Origin of the sequence: Serratia inhibens, assembly GCF_003591175.1 — a bacterium.
GTDB lineage: Bacteria > Pseudomonadota > Gammaproteobacteria > Enterobacterales > Enterobacteriaceae > Serratia > Serratia inhibens.
In genome coordinates this window covers 790,283-812,458 of sequence record NZ_QYYG01000001.1, presented here as the reverse complement: position 1 = coordinate 812,458, position 22,176 = coordinate 790,283, and the positions used below count along the sequence as shown (strand labels likewise).

Sequence of the window (22,176 nt, the reverse complement as noted above, 5' to 3'; positions counted from 1 at the left end):
TGCCGCTGGGTGACGGCTTCCCTGTTAACCGCACGTGGAACTCAGTAAGACGGCAAGGTTATCGGTTGCTTAGTGTCATTGACCGTCGCCTGCAGCGTACCGCTGCTGAAACTGCCCGAAGGCGGCACGGCAAAGCGCATTTGCGAGCCGGGCAACACGTAGCCCATCAACCCGGCATTGAGCGTTTTCCCCTGTAACGTCACTTTGGAGATGCGCGCGTGCACAATGCCCTGATTACGCACTTCCAGCCAGCGTTGGCTGCTTTGCTGCAATAGCCGGTAGCTGAGTTGCGGTTGGCTGGCGGTGGCGTAGTCGCGCGGCTTTTCAGCATCCGGCTTGGTCCAGATACCCTGGCCGCTGAGAAACAGCGGTACGGAATAACGCATCTGGAATTTCAGCCCCATCTGGGCGCCGGCAGGCGTGGATGAGCTGTCGTTTTCTTTTACCGGCACTTCATCAATCAGAACGCGGTAGGCACGTTCCTGGCCGGCGGGCGGCGGGGTCTGCTTAATCAGCCGGATCAGTTGGCGCTTGCCCGGCGCTATCGATGCGACCGGCGGGCTGGCGAGCACCTCATTCTGGTTGCCGTAATCGTCTTTGCCGTCGGTTTGCTTCCAGCCCAGCACCCGTATCTGCATATAGACAGGTTTAGTGTCGCGGTTTTCCAACCACAGCGCCGTTGCAGGCTGTTGATCTTCAATCACCGGATCGATGGGCCAAATCAGAATCGACGCTGCCGCCAGCGCCTGTTGTTGGCCGACAAGCAGCAGCGCTGCCGTCAACGGCAGGGAGAAGGGAATACGCATAGCACAATCCTTATTCAAAATACTTAATAAGTTACCGTCAGTAAGACCGTATCGTTGTAAGTGCCACTGCTGGGCAGGGTACTGGCCGAAAACAAACGGGCATAAACCTTGATTTCCTGGGTACTGCCGGTGGCGGCGATCACCTGCGCGCTGCCGCCGTTGCCGCCATCGCCCCACAGCGTGGAGTAGTTGTTATCCTGGTAGAGTTGATAAAGCAGCGTCTCCGTGGTCAGGGTATTTTTCAGTTTGCGCCCTGCGGAGATGGAGCCGGTGACGTTGTTGCCGACGCCGAGCGCCAGCGTGACGCTCAGACCCGGGTTGCAGCGCAACAGCACTGAACCGGCCCCGGCGCTGGATACGATATTGATATTGCTGGCCAACGAAGATATCTGACCAAAGTTGAGGGTGCCGAAGGTGGTGACATCGCTGTTGCCGCTGCCCAAAACGCAGCCTTTCACTACCGTCGCATTGACGGTAAGAGGCGTGCTCTTTTGCAAATCGTTAATACCGGTATCGCCGATTGCCGGGGGCATCGTCATCCAAAGCAGCAGCCCGCAGGCTGAAATTCGCATTGCCGTTACCAATTGATGGTCACCTGTACGGTATCGGTGTAGCTGCCGACCGGCGGGGTGGATTGCACCGGGATCATGCCATACACCGGCAACCAGTTATCCTGGCCGTTAGCGGTTTGCGAGACCCCGGTCAGGTTATCCCAAATGACGTTATGGGCGCTGTTGGTGTACAGGTTGTAGTTTACCCGTTGGTTGGCTGCGCTTTGCAGGTAGCGGGCGGCGGTGTTGCCGCTTTGTCCACCGCCGAGCAGCACGTTGTAGCTGGTACCGTTGTTGCATTTTACGCGGATGGCACCGGCATTTTGTTGCCCGGCTACGCTGACGGCGGTAGTGAGAAAATACACCGTGCCAAAGTTCAGCGAGCCGAAGCTGACGTTGCCCCCCGAGCTGCTACCGGCTTCGCACGCATTCAGCAGAGTGGCGCTGACGCCAATATTGGCGGTTTTGCTATCGGCATAAACCGCCAGACTTAACGCCAGTAATCCGCAACCGAAAACCGCCTGCCGCACCCTTACCAGGTTACCGTCATCGTCACGGTATCGTTATAGGTATCGGCCGCCGGAGTGCTGCCCGCAGCCGGGACACGGCCGTAGACAATCAGAGGAGTCGCCACACCGGTGCCGGTGCCGGTCAGGGCGTTGGCACCGCTGCCCCAGGCGGTAGCGCGGGCTTGATCCTGGTAGAGGTTGTAATTGATAAAGGCACCGGCGGTGCTGGCCATGCGGCGCTGGCTGCCGGTGGTTACGTGCAGCCCGTTGTCCAACGCGACGGTATAGTCGGTACCGTCAGTGCAGGTCAGCGACAGCGTGCCGGCGCCGCCGGAGCCGGTTGCGCTGGCGTCGATAATATTTGAAAGCGAGGAGTAGGTGCCAAAGCTGATGGAGCCAAAATCATTGGCTGAGCCGCTGCTGTTTCCGCCCCCCACAACGCAACCTGCGCCAATGGTTAACGTCACCCCCAGGTTACCCTGAATGGTACCCGCTGCGTTGGCTGTGCCGTTTGCGCACAGCAGGGTTGCTACCGAGGCCAATGCCACCAGTGTTTTTTTCATGTTTTATTCCTTGCTGTGCCAGAGAGAATCGTGAAAGCCCATCCGAGAAAGGGGGCCGAACGTATTAATATCTTTATAGGTTAATTAATAGGATAAGAACTCGGAATTGTCTTGGTGGGGGGCTAAAAAGTTTCTTTATTTTGAAAGATATCAATATTTCGCCGTCTGGGAAGCGCGAAAGCGTGAATGTAGAATTATTAGAAGGGTAATACTTCCTGTTAGGAATATTATTAGCGGTGTTAATTGGCCGGATTTTTCCGGCCAACTGATAAATTATTGATGGAAATCCAGTGTACCGTCGCGGACCAGTTCGCGCGGCAGATTGTTTTTAATCCGGCTGCCGATACGTTTGGCGATACCCAGCGGCTGCTGTTGGTAGGTCAGGATGCATTCATCACTCTGCGGCGGGGCTTCCGGATACAGATCGCGGCCGTGATACCACTCTTGCGCCAGCGCGGCATCCAACTCGAAACGCTGCTTGCCGTCGGCGGTGGCCAGCGCGATGACGGCTTCATGCTGCCAGCGGTATCCTTTAGGGAAACTCTCGGCCAGCTTCACCCCGATGCGTGAGAAACGTATTTTGCTGACCAGCGCTTCCAGTTCTGCCGGGAACAGCCAGATCTCTTTATCGCGCGCCCACAGCCGGCTGGTTTCATCCCAGGCGAGACCGGAAGCCGCAGCGGCCTGGCTGATCACGGCCGAATCCTTGCCGGAAAGTGGGGTGAACGGGAATTTACCCAGTTTGTAGCTCGGTTTCGGCAGCGGGGTAACGGAATGGTTCTTGCGCAGCCGCGCCACGAAAAAACCCTCGCTGTCGTAGATCTGCGGGAAGACGTGCAGGAAGCCTTCGGCGGTTAGCGCCTTTTCCGCGCCGGGGAACAGCTCACCCAGCGGTTCAATGCTCACCGCATCGCCATACGCCGCCAGCAGGCCGTTGACGATTTGCTGATTTTCCTGCGCGTTGAGCGTGCAGGTGGAGTAGACCATGACGCCGCCGGGGGCCAGAGCATGGAAAGCGCTGTCGATCAGTTCGCGCTGGGTTGCGGCAATGGCGGTAACGCTTTCCGGTGACCAGTTGCTCATGGCGTCCGGATCTTTGCGCACCACGCCTTCGCCGGAACAGGGGGCGTCGAGCAAAATGGCATCGAAGCTTTCCGGCAGCGCCGCGCCGAACACCCGGCCGTCAAAGTGGGTCAGCGCCACGTTTTTCACGCCGCAGCGGCTGATGTTGGCGTGAAGGACTTTGACCCGGCTGGCGGAGTATTCGTTGGCCACGATACCGCCCTGATTGTTCATCAGCGCCGCAATCTGGGTGGTTTTGGAACCCGGTGCCGCGGCGACGTCCAGTACCCGACGCGGTTTTTCGCGATCGGCGAACAGGGCGCTGACCGGCAGCATCGAACTGGCTTCCTGAATGTAAAACAGGCCGCTCAGGTGCTCCGCCGCGCTGCCGAGCCGCAACTCTTCATCCTCACGCTCGATCCAAAAGCCTTCCGCACACCAGGGAACAGGTTCCAGCCGCCAGTCATAACCTTGCACCAGCGCCTGAAAGTCGGCGACGCTGATCTTCAACGTATTCACCCGCAGGCTGCGGCGCAGCGGGCGCTGGCAAGCGGCTATAAAATCGTCCATCGACAGTTCGGCGGGCATGACGGCGCGCGTCGCGTCGAGAAAAGCGGGAGGCAAAATAACGGAGGCAGGTTTGGCCACGGGGTAAGCTCTCTGGCAGCAATCAAAATAAGGGCGGGATTCTAGCATAAAATGGGCCGGCAGGGAGAGGGACGCCCCTGCCGGCATGGAGTAACGGGTTTAATTCCTTGGGATCGCCGTGCCCCATTCTTTCCAGTCTTTCGGCTCCTCCGCATTCAGCATGAAGTGTTTGTTCGGTGCCGATTGCGGTGCCAGCGGAATGGTCGGCGGGGTGGCGAAGGCGATGCCGCCGCGGATGAACTGCTGGAAGGTGCCGCTCTTGATCACGCCGCCGGTCAGGCCAAACTGCAAGTTATAGCCCGAGGCCAGCCAGAACACGCTGTTATTGCGCACCAGATGCTGATATTTCTTGCTGATGCGCAGTGCAACGTGGACGCGGTCGGACATGGCGCCCAGGTAGAAGCCGGTGATGGTGCCTACTTCCATGCCACGGAACAATACCGGCGTGCCGACCTGCAGCGAACCGGTTTCTGCCGCATCGAGGATCACGCTCAGGCCGTCCAGATAGCGCGAGTCGGTGATGCTGGCTTCCTGCAGTTCGAAGCTGCGCAGTTCGCGGCCGCGCCCCGGTTCGACGTTGATATAGGGTTGCAGCAGGGTATCGAGATTACTGACTCCGGCAGCGGAAATTTCCGGCGACACTACGGAGAAACGGCTGCCCAGACGCGCGAAGGTCTGTACGTATTCCGGATACAGCACCGCCTTGGCCAGCACTTCATTGCGCTCCGGCGCCAGCTTCAGCGAATCTACCTGGCCGATATCGATGCCGAGGTAACGCAACGGCATGCCGGGTGACAGTTTGCTGGCGTCGTAGGTCTTCAGGATTATCTGGCTGCCCACCGCGCGGGCGGCGGTTTCATTGGCATACAGCACGCGTTTGGCGCCTTTGCCCAATGTGACGCCCTGCAGATTGTCGAAGCTGATGGCGCCTTTCAGCGCCCGGTTGAGCGGCGAAGCCTGCACCGTCAGGCCGCTGCCGTTCAGTTGCACCTTGGCGCCGCCTTCGGCCCAAAAGATGCTTTCGCTGGTCAACAGTTTGCGGTATTCCGGGCTGATATAGACGTCCACCTCAAACTCGTTGGCCTTCGGACGCACATTAACGATCTCGCCCACCTGGAATTTTCGGTACAGCACCACCGAACCTGTCTGCACGTCCGGCAGGCTGTCGGCATTCAGCGTGAGTGTTGGCATCGGGCTGTTACCGACAATGCCGGCTTCGGCCTTCTCGGCGTTGGCATACAGCGAATATTGGCCTACCGGCTCGCCCTTGCTGCCGGGGATAATGCGCACGCCACCGTCCAGCCACTCTTGCGCACTGGCGCCCAGCACTTCCATGCCGTCGATCCCCAGTTTGACGTCGACGTGGCTGTTGACCACGAACTTGCTGTCTTTATGCAGCAGGCGACGGTATTGGGCTTCGACGGCGGCGGTGAAGACTACGCCGCTGTCGGTCAGTGCGCGGCTCATCACCTGGCCGACCTTGACGCCGTGCACAATCAGCGGCTGGCCTACGTCGATGCCGTAGCTTTGCGGGGCATTGAGCGTCACGGTCAGCACGCCCGGCTGTTGCAGCAGGGTTTCGCTGCTGTCGAGTACGTTGAAATGTTGCTGCGGTTCCCCGTCGCCCGGCACCAGTTCCAGGGTATTACCGGTCAGCAGTTGGCTGATTTTGGCGTTGTTAAGGCTGAGACGCGGACTGCGCATCACAATGCGCGTGCCGCTGCGCATCAAATCCACCACCGAGGGATCGACGGTCAGTTCGCCGGTGACCTTGCTGTCCTGCTGCAGTGTCAGCTTGGTCAGGGTGCCCACCTGCAGCCCCTGGTAAATCAGCGGCGTGCGGTTCTCGTTCAGGTTATTGCCGCTCGGCAGATCCAGCGTAATGTTCACGCCGCGTTGGCTGTGCGCCAGATCCGGGTACAGGTCATAGCTTTGGTCGGCCTTGGCCTGTTGACCGTCGGGCGGTGAGTCGAAGGCTATCGCACCGTTGACCAGCGCCGCCAGACTCTCAACCTGCACCGAAGCGCCCGCCAGGCTGAAATCGCCCTTAAAGCCTGAAACATTCCAGAAACGGCTGTTACCTTTCACCAGATTGGCGAAACGGCGGTCGATCAGCACGTCGACGGTGACGCCCTTATTGCCTTCAGCGATGGTGTAGTCGTACACCTTGCCGACCGGGATTTTACGGTAATACACCAGCGAACCGGTGTTGAGCGAGCCGAGATCCTCGGCGTGCAGGTGAATCATCAGCTCACCGGTGTTCAGACGGTATTTGGGTTGGGTGTCGAGGGCGGTGAAATGGGTTTGCTCTTTGCCGCTGCCCGGCATCATGCCGATATAGTTACCGCCTACCAATGCGTCCAGGCCTGAAACGCCGGCCAGCGAAGCTTTTGGGGTAACCAGCCAGAATTGGGTGCCTTCGCGCAGCGAATCTTCCAGATCGCTCTTGATGCTGGCTTCAACCACGATGCTGCGCAGATCCTTGCTCAGGCTGATGCTTTGCACGGTGCCGACTTCAACCCCTTGATAGCGCACCGGGGTACGGCCTGCGACTATGCCCGCCGCCGACTGAAAATCGATGGTAACCGTGCTGCCGCGTTCCTGAAAGTTGCTGTAGACCAGCCATCCGGCGATCAGCAGGGCGATAAACGGCAGTAACCAGAATGGCGAAATGCGGCGCTTGTTTTTGACCCGCGCTTCAGTCGGTGTATTCGGCGTTTCCTGTTGCATGTGCATCCCAAATCAATCGGCTATCCAGCCACTCTATGGCAAGAATAGTTAAAATGACCGCCGAACCAAAGTAAAAGGCTGCCGGCCCCATAGTAAAAGATAACAGCTGGTCGCGATTCACCAGCGACATCATCAACGCAATAACGAACAGATCGAGCATGGACCAACGGCCGATCCAGGTGACCAGCCGCAACAGGCGAATACGCGTTTTCAGGCTGTGCGAGGTCTTGAAATGGATACTGAACAGCAGGGTGATCAGCACTATGACTTTGGTAAAGGGCACCAGTACGCTGGCAATAAAAACGATAGCGGCGATCGGCGCGTTACCGGAGGTTGCCAGCGATACTACCCCGGAGAAAATGGTGTCTTCGAGCCGTGCGCCGTTGGCGTAAACGATGGAAATCGGCAGCAGGTTGGCCGGGATCAGCAAGATCATCGCCGCAATCAGCGCCGCCCAGGTTTTTTGCAGGCTGTAGGGCTGGCGGTGACACATGGGGATATGACAGCGCGGGCAGCGTCCCCGCTCGTCCGGATAGCCGGTGAAATGGCACGACAGGCAAACATGCAGCGCCGTCGGCGGGCCTTCCGGCTGTTCCTGCGGGTAATAGCGCTCCCACAGCTGTTCCAGATTGAGGTGGATCAGGGTCAGGATGCTGAGCAGTGTGAGCGACAGGTAGGCGATCAGCGCGCTGCCGGCCTGGATATCGGCATACTCTTTGACTTTTATCGCCGCTACCGCCATGCCGATCAGGTAAATATCGAGCATCACCCATTCTTTCAACCGCTCCAGCATCAGCAGTACCGGGCGTAAATTCATGCCGAAGGCGTGGCCGAAACGCAGGTAAAGCAGCGACAGCACTAACGTCAGCGGGGCGCCCAGGGTACAGAACGCCACCATGCTGGCGGTGAGAGGGTCGCCCTGGCTGCTCATTTGCCAGATGCCTTCCAGCAGGCTGGCGTCAATGCGCGTGCCAAGCAAACGTATGCTGATCAGCGGCTCGCTGAAGGCGAAAGGCATCAGCAGCAGCATGGCCACCGCCATGGCGGTCAGGCGGGTCATCGACCAGTCGCGGCCATGCACCACTTTAGCATTGCAGCGCGGGCAGTAGGCGGCTTGATTGCCGTTCAGCGGCGGTAACACGAACAGCAGGTCGCATTCGCAACAGCGCTGGTGGCGTGCTTTGGAAAGGGGGCCGGTGATCGCGTGTATTTTCATCATGACAAAAGCTGCTCTAAAGCCCGCCGGATGGATAGCGTAGCTGAAAAATAAACCTGCTGTAACCCGCTTCGGGTAAAGCGCGGGGCGGTAAACAGGGTTTCTGCGAGGCAAACATACCTTGCCCGGCAGGGGTTTGTGAAGCAACAGATGAATAACCCGACGGCTATACGCATTTTTTGTAGGAAGGGCAATGCGGGCCGGCCATCACCGCAGCGTTTTCTTGGTTTGGCCTGGCTGGACATGGCTTCATTATAGTCACGGCAGTCGTTTGCGGGCTGTCGGTGGCGAAACCTTTTGCCGGCCCTGAACGGTGTTAATCGTCTGAACCCTCAATTTATTGATATTAAAAGAATAAAACTCAGGGTGCTTGATCGTGGGTTCCTTGCGCTAACTCCCTGTTTCAAAACGTCTCATGATTGCTTTGGACAACGCGGCGCAATAGCAATTATGCTGGGGGTAAGCCGACAGGAAAATGGCAAGACAGCGAAACTACCTGCATGATATACAATAGAAAATCAAATCTATTGTAGCTTGCGCACATTATGACTGGTTCCTGTGTTTCTCTCTATTAAGCACGGGAACAGATAACCATGGTTAACCAATGACAAAAGAAGAATTCTACGCGGAATTAAAACGCGATTTGGGTGCGTTGCTCGACGGGGAAACCAACTTCATTGCCGCACTGTCCAACGCCAGCGCATTGATTAATGAACGTCTTGACGACGTCAACTGGGCCGGCTTTTACCTGATGGACGGCAACCAGCTGGTGCTCGGCCCGTTCCAGGGCAAAATCGCCTGCGTGCGCATTCCGGTGGGCAAGGGTGTATGCGGAACCGCAGTGGCGGAAAATCGCGTGCAGCGCGTTGGCGACGTCCACGCGTTCCCGGGGCACATCGCCTGCGACGCGGCCAGTAATGCGGAAATCGTACTGCCGCTGCAGGTTAGCGGTCAGATCATCGGCGTTCTTGATATCGACAGCACAGTTTATCAACGTTTCGACGAACAGGACCAACTGGGCCTGGAAGCAGTGGTGGCGGGGCTTTGCGCGCAACTGGAACACTGTGATAGTGCGAAATACGTCACTGTGGCGGCAAGTTGATCTACGGTTAACGTGGCATTTACCGATGACGTCATTATAATGACGCCTGTTCATGCCTGTGGCTTGTTGGCAACCCGTTGTAATCAGGAAATTTCATGGAAAATCAACCTAAGTTGAACTCTAGTAAAGAAGTCATTGCTTTTCTTGCCGAGCGTTTTCCGCTCTGCTTTAGCGCCGAGGGCGAAGCTCGCCCGTTGAAAATCGGTATTTTTCAAGATCTGGTAGAGCGTGTTCAGGGGGAAGAAAGCTTAAGCAAAACGCAATTACGTTCTGCACTGCGCCTGTACACCTCAAGCTGGCGTTATCTGTACGGTGTCAAAGTTGGCGCGCAGCGCGTCGATCTGGACGGTAACCCGTGCGGTGAGCTGGAACAGCAGCATGTCGATCATGCCCGCCAACAGCTTGAAGAAGCCAAAGCGCGCGTTCAGGCACAGCGTGCCGAACAAAATGCCAAAAAACGTGAAGCTGCCGGTGAATCAGCCGATGCCGAGCCACGCCGTCCACGTCCAGCCGGTAAAAAACCTGCTGCACGTCGCGAAGGCGGAGCCGCACCGGAGAACCGCAAGCCGCGCCCACAAACTCGTCCACAGCAAGCTCGTCAACCTCGTGCAGCAAAAGAGGAAAGCCAGCAGCGTCATGTGCCAGTCACGGATATCTCTAAACTGCAAATTGGCCAGGAAATCAAAGTCAGAGCAGGCCAGAGCGCGATGGATGCAACCGTACTTGAAATCGCTAAAGATGGCGTACGTGTGCAGCTCTCTTCCGGTCTGGCGATGATTGTGCGCGCAGAACACTTGCAGTTCTGATACGGAGGCCAACCAAGGCATGAACAAATTTGTCAGATTAACAGCAGTCGCGGGTCTGTTGTGGGCGGGTGTCAGTTACGGAGCGGATACAGCCAACATCCGCATCGACCAACTGCCTCAGCTTCATCAGGAGCCGCAGCATGCTACTGTGAGTGAGCGCGTAACCTCGCGCTTCACTCGCTCTCATTACCGTCAGTTTGCCCTCGATGCGGATTTTTCAGGCAAGATCTTCGATCGTTACCTGAATATGCTGGACTACAACCATAACGTGTTGCTGGCCTCCGACGTGGCGCAGTTCGCCGACAAGCGCAATCAGCTGGGCGAAGAACTGAAAAGCGGTAAGCTGGATACGCCCTATGCGCTGTACAATCTGGCCCAGAAACGCCGTTTTGAGCGTTACACCTATGCGTTGTCGTTGCTCGAAAAGCCGATGAACTTTACCGGCAACGACACTATCGATCTCGACCGCAGCAAAACGCCGTGGCCGAAAGACAAGGCCGAACTGGACAGCCTGTGGGATGCGAAAGTCAAATATGACGAGCTGAACCTCAAGCTGACCGGCAAGACCGACAAAGAAATCCGCGAGACGCTGACCAAACGCTATCAGTTCGCCATCAAGCGCCTGACGCAAAGCAACAGCGAAGACGTGTTCCAGCTGGCGATGAATGCCTTTGCGCATGAGATCGACCCGCACACCAATTATCTTTCCCCGCGCAACACCGAGCAGTTCAACACCGAGATGAGCCTGTCATTGGAAGGTATTGGTGCGGTACTGCAGATGGATGACGATTACACGTTGATCAACTCCATGGTGCCGGGTGGCCCGGCGGCGAAGAGCAAGGCGATCACCGTGGGTGACCGCATTGTCGGCGTCGGCCAGACCGGGAAACCTGTAGTCGATGTTATCGGCTGGCGTCTGGACGACGTGGTTTCCCTGATCAAGGGACCGAAGGGCAGCAAAGTGCGCCTGGAAATCCTGCCGGCCGGCAAGGGCACCAAAACCCGCGTTGTTACACTGACCCGTGAGCGTATCCGCCTGGAAGACCGTGCGGTGAAAATGACCATCAAGACCGTCGGCAAAGAGAAAGTCGCGGTGATGGACATTCCTGGCTTCTACGTGGGCCTGACCGATGACGTGAAAGTGCAACTGCAGAAAATGGCCAAGCAGAACGTCAAGAGCCTGATCATCGATCTGCGCACCAACGGCGGCGGCGCGCTGACCGAAGCGGTCTCGCTTTCCGGCCTGTTCATTCCGAGCGGCCCGGTAGTGCAGGTGCGTGATAACAACGGCAAAGTGCGTGAAGACGCCGACGCTGACGGCATCGTTTACTACAAAGGCCCGCTGGTGGTGCTGGTTGACCGCTTCAGCGCCTCGGCTTCCGAGATCTTTGCTGCGGCGATGCAGGACTACGGCCGTGCGCTGATTGTCGGTGAACCGACCTTCGGTAAAGGTACCGTGCAGCAGTATCGTTCGCTGAACCGCATTTACGATCAAATGCTGCGGCCGGAATGGCCGGCGCTGGGCTCGGTGCAATACACCATCCAGAAGTTCTACCGCGTTAACGGCGGCAGTACTCAGCGTAAGGGCGTAACGCCGGATATCCTGATGCCTACCGGCGTCGATCCAGCGGAAACCGGCGAGGCGTTTGAAGACAACGCCATGCCGTGGGACAGCATCAACGCGGCTACCTACAGCAAAACCGGCGACCTGACACCTTTCGATCCTGAACTGCTGAAAGACCATGAGCAGCGTATAGCCAAGGATCCGGAGTTCCAGTACATCGCGCAGGACATCGCCCATTACAAGGCGCTGAAAGACAAGCGTAACATCGTCTCACTCAATCTTGCCCAGCGCGAGAAAGAGAACCACGATGATGACGCTACCCGTTTGCAGCGCATTAACGATCGCCTGCAGCGCGCCGGTAAAAAGCCGCTGAAGGCGCTGGAAGATTTGCCGAAGGATTACCAGGAACCGGATCCATACCTGGATGAAAGCGTGCATATCGCGCTGGATCTGGCTCACCTTGAACAGGCGCAGCCAACCCAGCAGCCGGCAGCGAAGTAACGCAGCCGGGTAAATAAAAAACGCACCTTCGGGTGCGTTTTTTGTTGGGTGCCGCTGAAGGCACATTGAGACGTTAAACACCCAGTGAGGCAATGATGAGTGAGTTAACTCCCCCGATGCGCGTTACTCTGCGGTTTGAGTCGTTGCTGGTTCTGTTGTTGGCCGTAGCGCTGTATCACTACAGGGATTACAGTTGGTGGCTGTTCGCGGGCTGTTTCCTGATACCGGACATTTCGTTCCTGGGCTATGCGTTTGGCAAAAAGACGGGGGCGATCGGTTATAACCTTGTTCATTCCTATATCGGCCCGGCGCTGTGCGCCTTGGCGTTTGTCTTTTCCCCACAACCGTACTGGCTGATGACGGCGCTGATTTGGTGTGCCCATATCGGCTTTGACCGCACCTTGGGCTACGGGTTGAAATATGCCCAAGGTTTTGCCTATACCCACCTCGGGCGTTTGGATGACAAACACCACTGACTTGTTGTCAGAAAAACCACCGCCTTGTGCAACAATCGTTTACAATTTGAAAAGCCATGCTGGAATGCCGATTTTGTAAAGTTTCGTATTTTTAGTAGGTTAATGGCGTGCAACTCTTGAAACTGTGACGAATGCCCATACGATCTAGGGTATCCAAGGCAGCGTTTTGTTAACATTTATGAGGAAGTAAACATTTTATGATGCGTATAGCTCTGTTCCTGCTCACCAACCTGGCGGTGATGTTGGTTTTCGGGCTGGTGCTCAGCCTGACAGGAATCCAATCCAGTAGCGTTCAGGGCCTGATGATTATGGCCGGTCTGTTCGGTTTCGGCGGTGCGTTTGTCTCACTGCTGATGTCCAAATGGATGGCGCTGCGCTCCGTAGGCGGGGAAGTGATTGAACAGCCGCGTAACGAAACCGAAAACTGGTTGCTCGAAACGGTGCGCCGTCAGTCGCAGCAGGCAGGCATTGCCATGCCGCAGGTCGCTATTTACCACGCACCGGACATTAACGCTTTCGCCACCGGCGCACGCCGTGATGCTTCGCTGGTTGCCGTCAGTACCGGCCTGTTGCAGAGCATGAGCCGGGATGAAGCTGAAGCGGTTATCGCGCACGAAATCAGCCACGTCGCCAACGGCGATATGGTCACCATGACGCTGATTCAGGGTATCGTGAACACCTTCGTGATCTTTATCTCTCGCCTGATTGCACAAGTAGCCGCCGGTTTCCTCGGCAACCGCGACGGTGAAGGCGAAAGCAACGGCAACCCGATGATTTATTTCGGCGTGTCGATGGTGCTGGAACTGGTGTTCGGCATTCTGGCCAGCATCATCACCATGTGGTTCTCACGCCACCGCGAGTTCTACGCCGACGCAGGCTCCGCCAAACTGGTGGGCCGCGAGAAGATGATTGCAGCGCTGCAGCGTCTGAAAACCAGCTACGAGCCGCAGGAAGCGGGCAGCATGATGGCGTTTTGCATCAACGGCAAATCCAAGTCGTTCAGCGAACTGTTCATGTCGCACCCGCCGCTCGATAAGCGTATCGAAGCGCTGCGTTCAGGTCAGTACCTGAAGTAACGTTAAGTAAGAATGTTAAAAACCCCGGCTTGCCGGGGTTTTTTTATGTCTGCTATTTGGCTTGCGGGCTGCGTTCCGCCGGTTCCGCGCGCGGTTGGGTGATACGCAGGCTGCTGACCGCGGCCGCCAGCGTGGCGAAGGCACCGGCCAGGATAAGCGAAGCGTGAGTACCTGAGGTGGGGAACAGGTTGAACATCAGTGCCACCAGTGCGGCGCCGGAAGTTTGTCCTAACAGGCGGGCGGTGCCGAGCATGCCGCTGGCACCGCCGCTGCGGTTGCGGGGCGCGGCAGAAATGATGGTGTGGTTATTCGGCGACTGGAACAGCCCGAAGCCGGCGCCGCACAGCACCATGCGCCAGATGATGTCCAGATCCGACGGGTTATGCGGTAGCAGCGCCAGCAGGAACAGCCCCAGGGCAAACACTCCCAGCCCGATACAGCCCAATAACCCGGCGTGAACCCGCTCCACCAGTCGTCCGGCGATCGGCGCCATAACGATAATCGCCAGCGGCCAGGGTGTCAGCAGCAGTCCGGTAGCCACCTCATCGCGGCCCAGCGTGCTTTGCAAAAAGAACGGCAGCGAGACCATTGCCAGCATTTGCGCGGCGAAGGAACAGATGGAGGTGCCCATCGACAGGGCGAAAATAGGGATGCGCAGCAGGTCGACCGGCAACAACGGAAACTCTTGTCGCAGTTGGCGGCGGACGAAGAAGAATCCGATAACCAGCAGTGCGGCGATCTCGCTGAATATCAGCGTCAGGCTCTGGCCCTGGGCAAAGCCGCTGATGGCGGTGATCAACAGCCCGAAGGTCAGGGCGTTCATCACGGCGCTGGTCGGGTCAAAACGCTGATTGCTGCTTTTCTGGCTATTGCCGGGGAGGAACTTCATTCCCAGCACCAGCGCCACAATGCCAATCGGCAGGTTAATGGCGAACAACCATTGCCAGGACGCCACGGACAGTATCGCCGCCGCCACCGTGGGGCCTGCCGCCGAGGAAAAGGCGACAATCAGTGAGTTGATGCCCATGCCGCGCCCGAGAAAGCGCTGCGGATAGATAATGCGGATCAGCGCGGTGTTGACGCTCATGATGGCGGCGGCACCAAACCCCTGAAGCACGCGGGCAATGGTCAAGGTCACCAGCGAATCGGACAGGGCGCAAAACAGCGAGGTAATGCTGAACACCAGCAAACCGGCCTGATAGATGCGGCGATAACCAATCAGGTCGCCGAGCGAAGCCAGCGACAGCAGTGAAATGGTAATGGCCAACTGATAGGCGTTAACCACCCAGATCGAACTGGCCGGGCTGGCGTTAAGATCGCGTGCGATGGTGGGTAGCGCCACATTGGCGATCGCACCGTCAAGCACGGAAACGGTAATGCCCAGGGCGATGGCGAGGATGGCCCCATAGCGTTGCGGGACGGGGAGGCCGTCAGTACAAGAACGCATGTTGATCTCAAGGGTATTAATACGGGGGAATATTAATATGCTAATCATATTCGTCGGTGATTGCACCTTCGCTGGCCGGCTCAATTGTAATAACCGATGAGGGTGGGCCTAATCCATTCAGCTTCTGGCATTACCCTTTTGGCTCCATTGCGTGGCATCAGGGCTTGCGCGTATACTGAAACCCTTGTTCAAATTTCTTAAAACAGAAAAAGCTGAGTAGGATATTTACTATGGCTAACGCAGATCTAGATAAACAACCGGATTCTGTTTCATCAGTGCTGAAAGTGTTCGGTATCTTGCAAGCACTGGGCGAGGAACGCGAGATCGGCATTACCGAACTTTCCCAACGGGTAATGATGTCCAAAAGCACCGTCTACCGTTTTCTGCAGACCATGAAGTCGCTGGGTTATGTCTCGCAGGAAGGGGAGTCGGAAAAATATGCGCTTACTCTCAAGCTGTTTGAACTCGGCGCCAAGTCGCTGCAGAACGTCGATCTGATCCGCAGCGCCGATATTCAGATGCGCGAGCTGTCGAATCACACCCGTGAAACCATTCACCTCGGTGCGCTGGATGAAGATAGCATTGTCTATATCCATAAAATCGACTCAATGTATAACCTGCGTATGTATTCACGCATTGGCCGCCGCAATCCGCTGCACAGCACCGCTATCGGTAAAGTGTTGCTGGCCTGGCGCGATCGTGCGGAAGTGGAAGAAATCCTGTCGCAGATTGAATTTACCCGCAGTACTCCGCATACCCTTACCAGCGCCACTGCGCTGCTGTCGGTGTTGGATCAGGTACGTGAGCACGGGGTGGGCGAAGACATTGAAGAGCAGGAAGAGGGGCTGCGTTGCATTGCGGTGCCGGTTTTCGACCGCTTTGGCGTGGTGATCGCCGGGCTGAGCATCTCGTTCCCCACCATCCGTTTCTCCGAAGATGCCAAGGCGGATTACGTTAAACGCCTGCATACCGCCGCACGCAACATTTCCGAGCAAATGGGCTATCACGATTACCCATTCTGAGCCTGCCGGCGTTTGATGCGTAAAGGTGCGCCGTTCACGGAAGCGCCTTTATCCTTTAAACGAATCGTTATCGCAGACATAAAAAAACCGGAGCATCGCAGCTCCGGTTTTTTATTGCGGACGATACTTACTGGTGAGCCAGTTCGACTTCGTCTTCGCTGTCCATAATGCTTTTGTCCGTCTGCTTCATCAACTGGCTGGTGACGGTGCCGGCGGTCATTGAACCGCTGACGTTCAGTGCGGTACGGCCCATGTCGATCAGCGGTTCGACCGAAATCAGCAGGGCGACCAGCGTGACCGGCAGGCCAAGCGCAGGCAGCACAATCAACGCGGCGAAGGTGGCGCCGCCGCCCACACCGGCAACGCCGGCGGAGCTGATGGTGACGATACCCACCAGCGTGGCGATCCACACCGGATCCAACGGGTTGATGCCAACGGTTGGCGCAACCATCACCGCCAACATCGCTGGATACAGGCCTGCACAACCGTTCTGGCCAATGGTGGCGCCGAACGACGCGGAGAAGCTGGCGATGGATTCCGGCACGCCCAGACGGCGAGTCTGCGCTTCAACGTTCAGCGGAATGCTGGCGGCGCTGGAGCGGCTGGTGAAGGCGAAGGTGATCACCGGCCAGACCTTGCGGAAGAATTTCGCCGGGTTAACGCCGGTGAAGGCCAGCAGCAGGGCGTGTACCCCAAACATGATTGCCAGACCGAGGTAAGACGCCACCACGAAGCTGCCGAGTTTGACGATGTCGTGGATGTTGGAACCGGCCACCACTTTGGTCATTAACGCCAGCACGCCGTACGGGGTCAGTTTCATCACCAGACGCACCAGCTTCATCACCCAGGCTTGCAGGGTGTCGATAGCCACCAGCACGCGCTGGCCTTTCTCTTTATCGTCTTTCAACAATTGCAGCGAAGCCACGCCCAGGAAGGCAGCGAAGATCACTACGCTGATGATCGAGGTCGGGCTGGCGCCGGTCAGATCGGCAAACGGGTTTTTCGGCACGAACGACAACACCAGCTGCGGTACGGTCAGATCCGCCACTTTACCTACGTAGTTGCTCTGGATGGCCGCCATGCGCGCGCTTTCTTGCGTGCCTTGCACCAGGCCTTCCGCGGTCAGGCCAAACAGGTTGGTCACCAGCACACCCACCAACGCGGCGATAAGCGTGGTGAACAGCAGGGTACCGATAGTCAGGAAACTGATTTTGCCCAGAGAAGAGGCATTATGCAGCTTGGCTACCGCGCTCAGGATTGAGGCGAATACCAGCGGCATCACGATCATTTGCAGCAGTTGCACATAGCCGTTACCGACAATGTTGAACCAGCTGATGGATTCTTTCAGGACCGGGTTGTCCGAGCCATACACCAGTTGCAGGCCCAGGCCGAACACTACGCCCATTACCAGGCCGACCAGTACTTTTTTCGCCAGGCTCCATTGCTTATGGCGGGTTTGCGCCAACAGCAAAAGGAGGGCGACAAAAACCACCACGTTAATTACCAGCGGAAAATTCATCCCCAATGTCTCCAATCATTTTTCTTATATAAAAACGGCTACGCACCAAGATGTAGCGATACCAAATATCGTAACAGTTTGCGCAACGGCTCACTTATATCCAAATGGAATTTGATATAACTTTGAATATGAATTTGTTCGATTAATATACTTTATGAATATTTAGTGGTCGAATTTTTGTGATCACAGTCTGATATTTTTGATTTGTTCAAAGTAGGACTGCACTGGAATGGTGCAACCTCCTTGCCAATAGATAGCGAAAGCCACCAGGCATAGGCACAGGGCGCGCTCCAGTTGGTTGCCTTTCTGAGAATTTAGCACCGGCAGGCGAAAACGCCAGCGACAGGGCCAAAGCAACGGCACGCCGGCAGGGGTGAGCATGTCGGCCAACAGGTGACTGAAATAGCCAATAATCATGGCATGCAGCACGTCGGGCGGAATTGGCCAACTGCGTGGCACGTCTAACTGAAACAGCGCCATGCCCCCGGCGATTGCCAACAGGCTGTGAGTGAAACCGCGATGCCCAAAGGCACGGGAAATGGGAATGGCGATCCAGCGCAGGCGTTGGCCCAGTACCGATTTGGGGTGATCGATATCGGGCAGCAGTGAGGTCAGCAGCGCGGCAGGAATGATGTGCCACCAGTCTCCGGCAGCCAGCTCTGGAGTCACTTCGGCCTTCTTGGCGAAAATCGCGCAAGCGACAGAGAAAATAAGATGCCCTTCCGCGGTCATGCTGCTGTTGTTCCGGCTGGTAAACTGTTAATTTATCCAGTATATGGGAAAATTAACAGTAGCGGAAGCGGTTACCCTGTAACTAATTGTTTATTTTCCCCGGTTTTACAACGAGTTGTTACGTAACAAATTATGCATTGCGCGTTTGTGAAACCGCGGAGGCAAAACAGGCTCTGTATGCAGAGCCCGGTGTGGATAAACTACACGTCAGCGCGCCAGCCAACCGCCATCGACCGCGAGGGTATAGCCGTTAACGTAATCCGAAGCGCGCGATGCCAGAAATACCACCGGCCCCATCATATCTTCCGGCAGGCCCCAGCGCCCGGCCGGGATGCGCTCCAGAATCTCCAGATTACGATCCTCATCGGCACGCAACCGCTCGGTATTATTGGTGGCCATGTAGCCGGGGGCAATGGCGTTGACGTTAATGCCATGTTTCGCCCATTCGTTGGCCAACAGCCGCGTCACCCCCATCACTGCACTTTTTGACGCGGTATAGGATGGCACGCGAATGCCCCCCTGATAGGAGAGCATTGAGGCGATATTGATGATCTTGCCACCGCCGCCTTGCCGGATAAACTGCCTGGCCGCCGCCTGCGCCATGAAAAACAGGGTTTTTATATTCAGGTTCATCACATCGTCCCAGTCTTTTTCACTGAAATCGATGGCGTCGTCGCGCCGGATGATACCGGCGTTATTCACCAGAATGTCGATGTGACCGAATTCGGCGACGGCGTTTTCCAGCAGGGGCGCGATGACGTCGATGGTGCTCAGGTCAGCGTGCAGATCGAGAAAACGCCGACCGAGTGCCCTGACCTTGTCCTGAGTCTGCTGCGGGCGGCTACGATTGACGCCAATGATATCGCAGCCCGCCTGTGCCAGACCCACCGCCATGCCTTGGCCCAATCCGGTGTCGCAACCTGTCACCAGCGCCACCTTACCGGTTAAATCAAAAGAATCAGCAACCATAATCATACTCTCTCACCGCGCGGCCGGGTGCCGCGCAGCCATTACAGGGGAAAGGGGATCAGCGCAGTTCACTGACGGCAACGTGGTCCATATCGCCAAAGATCTGGTTCTCGCCAATCATGCCCCAGATAAAGGTGTAGCGCTGGGTGCCTACGCCGGCGTGAACAGACCAGCTTGGGGAGATCACGGCCTGCTCGTTATGCACCAACAGATGACGGGTTTCCTGCGGGTGACCCATCATGTGAAATACCGCCGTTTCGTCGTTCATATCGAAATAGAAATAGACTTCCATGCGTCGCTCGTGGGTGTGGCAGGGCATGGTATTCCACAGATTGCCTGGCGCCAGTTTGGTCAGGCCCATGGTGAGCTGACAGGTCGGCAGCACGTCCGGCACGATGAATTTATTGATGGTGCGGCGGTTGCTGGTGGCGTCGTCGCCCAGCGTCTGAGGGGAGGCTTCTGCCAGCGTGATTTTCCGATTCGGGTAGCGGGTATGCGCCGGGGCGCTGTTGTAGTAGAACTTGGCCGGTTTGGCCGGGTCGAGGCTGCTGAAGCCGACGTTCTGAGCGCCCTGGCCGACATACAGGGCTTCTTCATGGCCAATTTCGTAAGTTTCGCCGTCGACGGTAATGACCCCGGCGCCACCGATATTGATTACGCCCAGCTCGCGGCGCTCCAAAAAGTAACTGACGCCAAGCTGTTGGCCTACTTCACTGCCGATAGTCACCGTTTTGCTCACCGGGTTGATGCCGCCGACGATGATGCGGTCAATGTGACTGTAGGTCATGGTATAGCTGTCGGTTTCGAAGATTTTCTCGATCAGAAACTCGCGGCGCAGGCCGGCGGTGTCGAGCTGTTTGGCGTGATCGCTATGAATGCTTTGACGGACGTCCATCTCAATGCCTCTTTGACTAAAGAAATGCGGGAGAAAGCGCCGAACGGCAGAGTTGCGCTGCGTGGCAGTGACAGCGCTCGCCGGCCACCCGGCGCTTTCTTGATGTCCCAGCATAAAGAGAGTGGTACGTTAATTCAATAAAAATGAAATAATGTTTTATTTATTTTATGACCCAAGGCATGGTTTTGAAAGTTAGCGGGGGAACCTGAAGATAAAAGAGAGGCAGGGCGGCAGCGGGATAACGCCGCCGCGAAGATTACGCCAGATGCTCGGGCGTGAGCTGTTCGAGGGTATCGAGCTTATGGTCCGCCAGTGCCCAGCGTGTGTCGTGGCGATACTCTTGCGCCGGGATGACGATTGAACGCATTCTCGCGGCCTTGGTGGCAATCATGCCGTTGAACGAGTCTTCCAGCGTGATGCAGCGCAACGGATCGCTGCCGAGACGTTCGGCGGCGATAAGGTAAACTTCCGGGTGCGGTTTGCTGTAAGGCAGATATTCGGCGGATACCAACTGATCGAAATACCCCGCCAGATCGAACATCTTCAGCACTTGTTGTTGCATGTGCAGTGGCGATGCGGAGGCCAGGCCGATATTCAGATCCAGGCTGCGGCACAGTTCCAATGCCTGCTGCACGCCCGGCAGCAACGGCCGTTTTTCATGCACCAGTTCAATGGCGCGTTCGATAATCCGCGCAGAGACTTCCTCTAGCGACACGCCTTGCCACGGCATGGCCTGATACCACATTTTTACCACCAGATCGATGCGCAGCCCGAGAGTGTCAGGCAGTTTATGGCGGTCAGACAGATCCAGCCCCAGTGCGCCAAAGATATCCAGTTCCGCCTGTAACCACAGAGGTTCTGAGTCGATCAACAAACCGTCCATATCAAAAATAGCGGTTTCAATGCGTTGCGAATAGGCCATTAGCGATTAACTCCTGCCGGCGTCGGTGAATGTACTCGCCACTTTATCATCGCCGGGAACCAGACTAAAATTTTTGCCTGCCTGATTGCGCCGCATTCGCTTTGGGCGCCTTGCCGAAACGCAGGATACGCCACAGATCTCGCAGTTTTGACCACCAGCGCTGGTACTGTTGCTCGGTAACCTGTTGCAGCCTGCGCGCATAGTCCAGTATCTGCCCCGGCGTCCAGGTCATGCTCTCGCCACGGCTACGCGGCATCGCCAGCATCCACAGGTGAGGGCCGAGGATTAAAAACAGAAAACGACGCCTTTCAGAATGATTACATTAACTCTATAGCCATTTAATGGGAATGGGTTGTCGCCGTTAAGTTGTTGAAAACGGCCAATCCCGGCTACGCTTGTAGCACAGCGAGGCGAAAGAAAACGGTGGGCGAGTTTCGGTAACTACAGGTAGACTTAGCCAATTACGGTTACGTCGCTTACAAGGGGAACACATGACGTATCAACAGGCTGGGCGCATCGCCATTGTGAAACGTATTCTTGGCTGGGTGGTTTTCATCCCCGCGTTGCTGTCAACGCTGATCTCGCTGCTGCTGTTTTTCTATCAACACAGTGAGAAGACCAAAGGCATTAATGCGGTGATGTTGGATTTCGTCCACGTGATGGTGGATATGGTGCGCTTCAATACGCCGTTCCTGAATATCTTCTGGTATAACTCGCCGGTGCCGGACGTAGCGAGAAGCCTGTTCAGCGGTGCCAATCTGATGTTTATCATTATCTATTTTTTGATTTTTGTCGGGCTGGCGTTACAGGCATCAGGCGCGCGCATGTCGCGCCAGGTGAGGTTTATCCGTGAAGGCCTGGAGGACCAGATGATTCTCGAACAGGCCAAGGGCGATGAAGGGCATACGCGCGCGCAACTGGAAGAACGCATTACGCTGCCACGCCACACCATTTTTCTGCAGTACTTCCCGCTGTACATTTTGCCGGTGGTGATCGCGGTAATTGCCTGGTTCGTCATCAAGTTGCTTGGTCAACTGGCCGGCGCGGCTTAAGGCGCGGC

At 56.6% G+C, this 22,176-nt stretch carries 20 protein-coding genes and 1 pseudogene; 7 read left to right on the top strand and 14 right to left on the bottom strand.

What is annotated here, in order from left to right:
- Nucleotides 1-41 precede the first annotated feature (41 nt).
- From D4100_RS03830 to yebS, 7 genes are all read right to left on the bottom strand, one after another.
- The gene (locus tag D4100_RS03830) at nt 42-806 is read right to left on the bottom strand and encodes a fimbrial biogenesis chaperone (protein WP_119803149.1); all 765 of its coding nucleotides are present in this window, start codon (nt 804-806) and stop codon (nt 42-44) included.
- Nucleotides 807-829: 23 nt separating this feature from the next.
- Nucleotides 830-1,378, bottom strand: coding sequence for a Csu type fimbrial protein (locus D4100_RS03825; protein WP_119803147.1), 549 nt, complete (start codon nt 1,376-1,378; stop codon nt 830-832).
- Between the two features lie 5 nt (nt 1,379-1,383).
- Nucleotides 1,384-1,887: a Csu type fimbrial protein gene (locus tag D4100_RS03820; RefSeq protein ID WP_006320336.1), complete on the bottom strand. Its 504-nt coding sequence runs from the start codon at nt 1,885-1,887 to the stop codon at nt 1,384-1,386.
- Between the two features lie 2 nt (nt 1,888-1,889).
- Nucleotides 1,890-2,429 carry a Csu type fimbrial protein gene (locus D4100_RS03815; protein WP_119803145.1) on the bottom strand — a complete coding sequence of 180 codons (540 nt, stop codon included), beginning with the start codon at nt 2,427-2,429 and terminating at the stop codon, nt 1,890-1,892.
- A gap of 273 nt (nt 2,430-2,702) precedes the next feature.
- Entirely contained in the window at nt 2,703-4,139 is a 1,437-nt protein-coding gene (gene rsmF / locus D4100_RS03810) for a 16S rRNA (cytosine(1407)-C(5))-methyltransferase RsmF (RefSeq protein WP_119803143.1), read from the bottom strand.
- Nucleotides 4,140-4,238: 99 nt separating this feature from the next.
- On the bottom strand, nt 4,239-6,869 hold the full coding sequence (locus D4100_RS03805) for a PqiB family protein (protein ID WP_119804105.1): 2,631 nt from the start codon (nt 6,867-6,869) through the stop codon (nt 4,239-4,241).
- Nucleotides 6,838-8,085, bottom strand: a complete 1,248-nt coding sequence (gene yebS / locus D4100_RS03800; RefSeq protein ID WP_006320332.1) for a membrane integrity lipid transport subunit YebS — start codon at nt 8,083-8,085, stop codon at nt 6,838-6,840. The genes D4100_RS03805 and yebS overlap by 32 nt, the downstream gene beginning before the upstream one ends.
- Before the next feature lie 604 nt (nt 8,086-8,689).
- Here yebS and D4100_RS03795 point away from each other — a divergent pair.
- The 5 genes from D4100_RS03795 to htpX all read left to right on the top strand — a co-directional run bounded on the left by D4100_RS03795 (nt 8,690) and on the right by htpX (nt 13,610).
- Entirely contained in the window at nt 8,690-9,187 is a 498-nt protein-coding gene (locus D4100_RS03795; protein WP_006320331.1) for a GAF domain-containing protein, read from the top strand.
- 95 nt (nt 9,188-9,282) lie between these two features.
- Nucleotides 9,283-9,993, top strand: coding sequence for an RNA chaperone ProQ (gene proQ / locus D4100_RS03790; protein ID WP_004943519.1), 711 nt, complete (start codon nt 9,283-9,285; stop codon nt 9,991-9,993).
- Between the two features lie 19 nt (nt 9,994-10,012).
- The gene (gene prc / locus D4100_RS03785) at nt 10,013-12,058 is read left to right on the top strand and encodes a carboxy terminal-processing peptidase (RefSeq protein WP_119803141.1); all 2,046 of its coding nucleotides are present in this window, start codon (nt 10,013-10,015) and stop codon (nt 12,056-12,058) included.
- Nucleotides 12,059-12,153: 95 nt separating this feature from the next.
- Complete coding sequence (locus D4100_RS03780) at nt 12,154-12,534, top strand: DUF4260 domain-containing protein (RefSeq protein ID WP_119804104.1); 381 nt, start codon at nt 12,154-12,156, stop codon at nt 12,532-12,534.
- A 197-nt stretch (nt 12,535-12,731) separates the two neighbouring features.
- Nucleotides 12,732-13,610 carry a protease HtpX gene (gene htpX / locus D4100_RS03775; RefSeq protein WP_006320327.1) on the top strand — a complete coding sequence of 293 codons (879 nt, stop codon included), beginning with the start codon at nt 12,732-12,734 and terminating at the stop codon, nt 13,608-13,610.
- Nucleotides 13,611-13,662: 52 nt separating this feature from the next.
- Here the strand turns inward: htpX and D4100_RS03770 are convergent, their stop codons facing one another.
- The gene (locus D4100_RS03770) at nt 13,663-15,057 is read right to left on the bottom strand and encodes an MFS transporter (RefSeq protein ID WP_006320326.1); all 1,395 of its coding nucleotides are present in this window, start codon (nt 15,055-15,057) and stop codon (nt 13,663-13,665) included.
- 230 nt (nt 15,058-15,287) lie between these two features.
- On the opposite strand from D4100_RS03770, the gene kdgR reads away from it, so the two are divergent.
- Nucleotides 15,288-16,079, top strand: a complete 792-nt coding sequence (gene kdgR / locus D4100_RS03765) for a DNA-binding transcriptional regulator KdgR (RefSeq protein WP_006320324.1) — start codon at nt 15,288-15,290, stop codon at nt 16,077-16,079.
- A 127-nt stretch (nt 16,080-16,206) separates the two neighbouring features.
- Here the strand turns inward: kdgR and D4100_RS03760 are convergent, their stop codons facing one another.
- The 6 genes and pseudogenes from D4100_RS03760 to D4100_RS03735 form a co-directional block, all read right to left on the bottom strand.
- Nucleotides 16,207-17,598 (bottom strand): L-cystine transporter, encoded by a 1,392-nt coding sequence (locus D4100_RS03760; RefSeq protein ID WP_006320323.1) that lies wholly within the window; start codon nt 17,596-17,598, stop codon nt 16,207-16,209.
- Nucleotides 17,599-17,781: 183 nt separating this feature from the next.
- Entirely contained in the window at nt 17,782-18,330 is a 549-nt protein-coding gene (locus D4100_RS03755; RefSeq protein ID WP_006320317.1) for a metal-dependent hydrolase, read from the bottom strand.
- Between the two features lie 207 nt (nt 18,331-18,537).
- Entirely contained in the window at nt 18,538-19,299 is a 762-nt protein-coding gene (gene kduD, locus D4100_RS03750) for a 2-dehydro-3-deoxy-D-gluconate 5-dehydrogenase KduD (RefSeq protein ID WP_006320313.1), read from the bottom strand.
- A 58-nt stretch (nt 19,300-19,357) separates the two neighbouring features.
- The gene (kduI, locus tag D4100_RS03745; RefSeq protein ID WP_006320309.1) at nt 19,358-20,194 is read right to left on the bottom strand and encodes a 5-dehydro-4-deoxy-D-glucuronate isomerase; all 837 of its coding nucleotides are present in this window, start codon (nt 20,192-20,194) and stop codon (nt 19,358-19,360) included.
- A gap of 256 nt (nt 20,195-20,450) precedes the next feature.
- On the bottom strand, nt 20,451-21,116 hold the full coding sequence (gene hxpB, locus D4100_RS03740; protein ID WP_006320308.1) for a hexitol phosphatase HxpB: 666 nt from the start codon (nt 21,114-21,116) through the stop codon (nt 20,451-20,453).
- Nucleotides 21,117-21,180: 64 nt separating this feature from the next.
- Nucleotides 21,181-21,420: pseudogene (locus tag D4100_RS03735) on the bottom strand (protease); the annotation flags it as partial.
- A 187-nt stretch (nt 21,421-21,607) separates the two neighbouring features.
- On the opposite strand from D4100_RS03735, the gene D4100_RS03730 reads away from it, so the two are divergent.
- Nucleotides 21,608-22,168, top strand: coding sequence for a YniB family protein (locus D4100_RS03730; protein WP_006320306.1), 561 nt, complete (start codon nt 21,608-21,610; stop codon nt 22,166-22,168).
- Nucleotides 22,169-22,176: the final 8 nt, after the last annotated feature.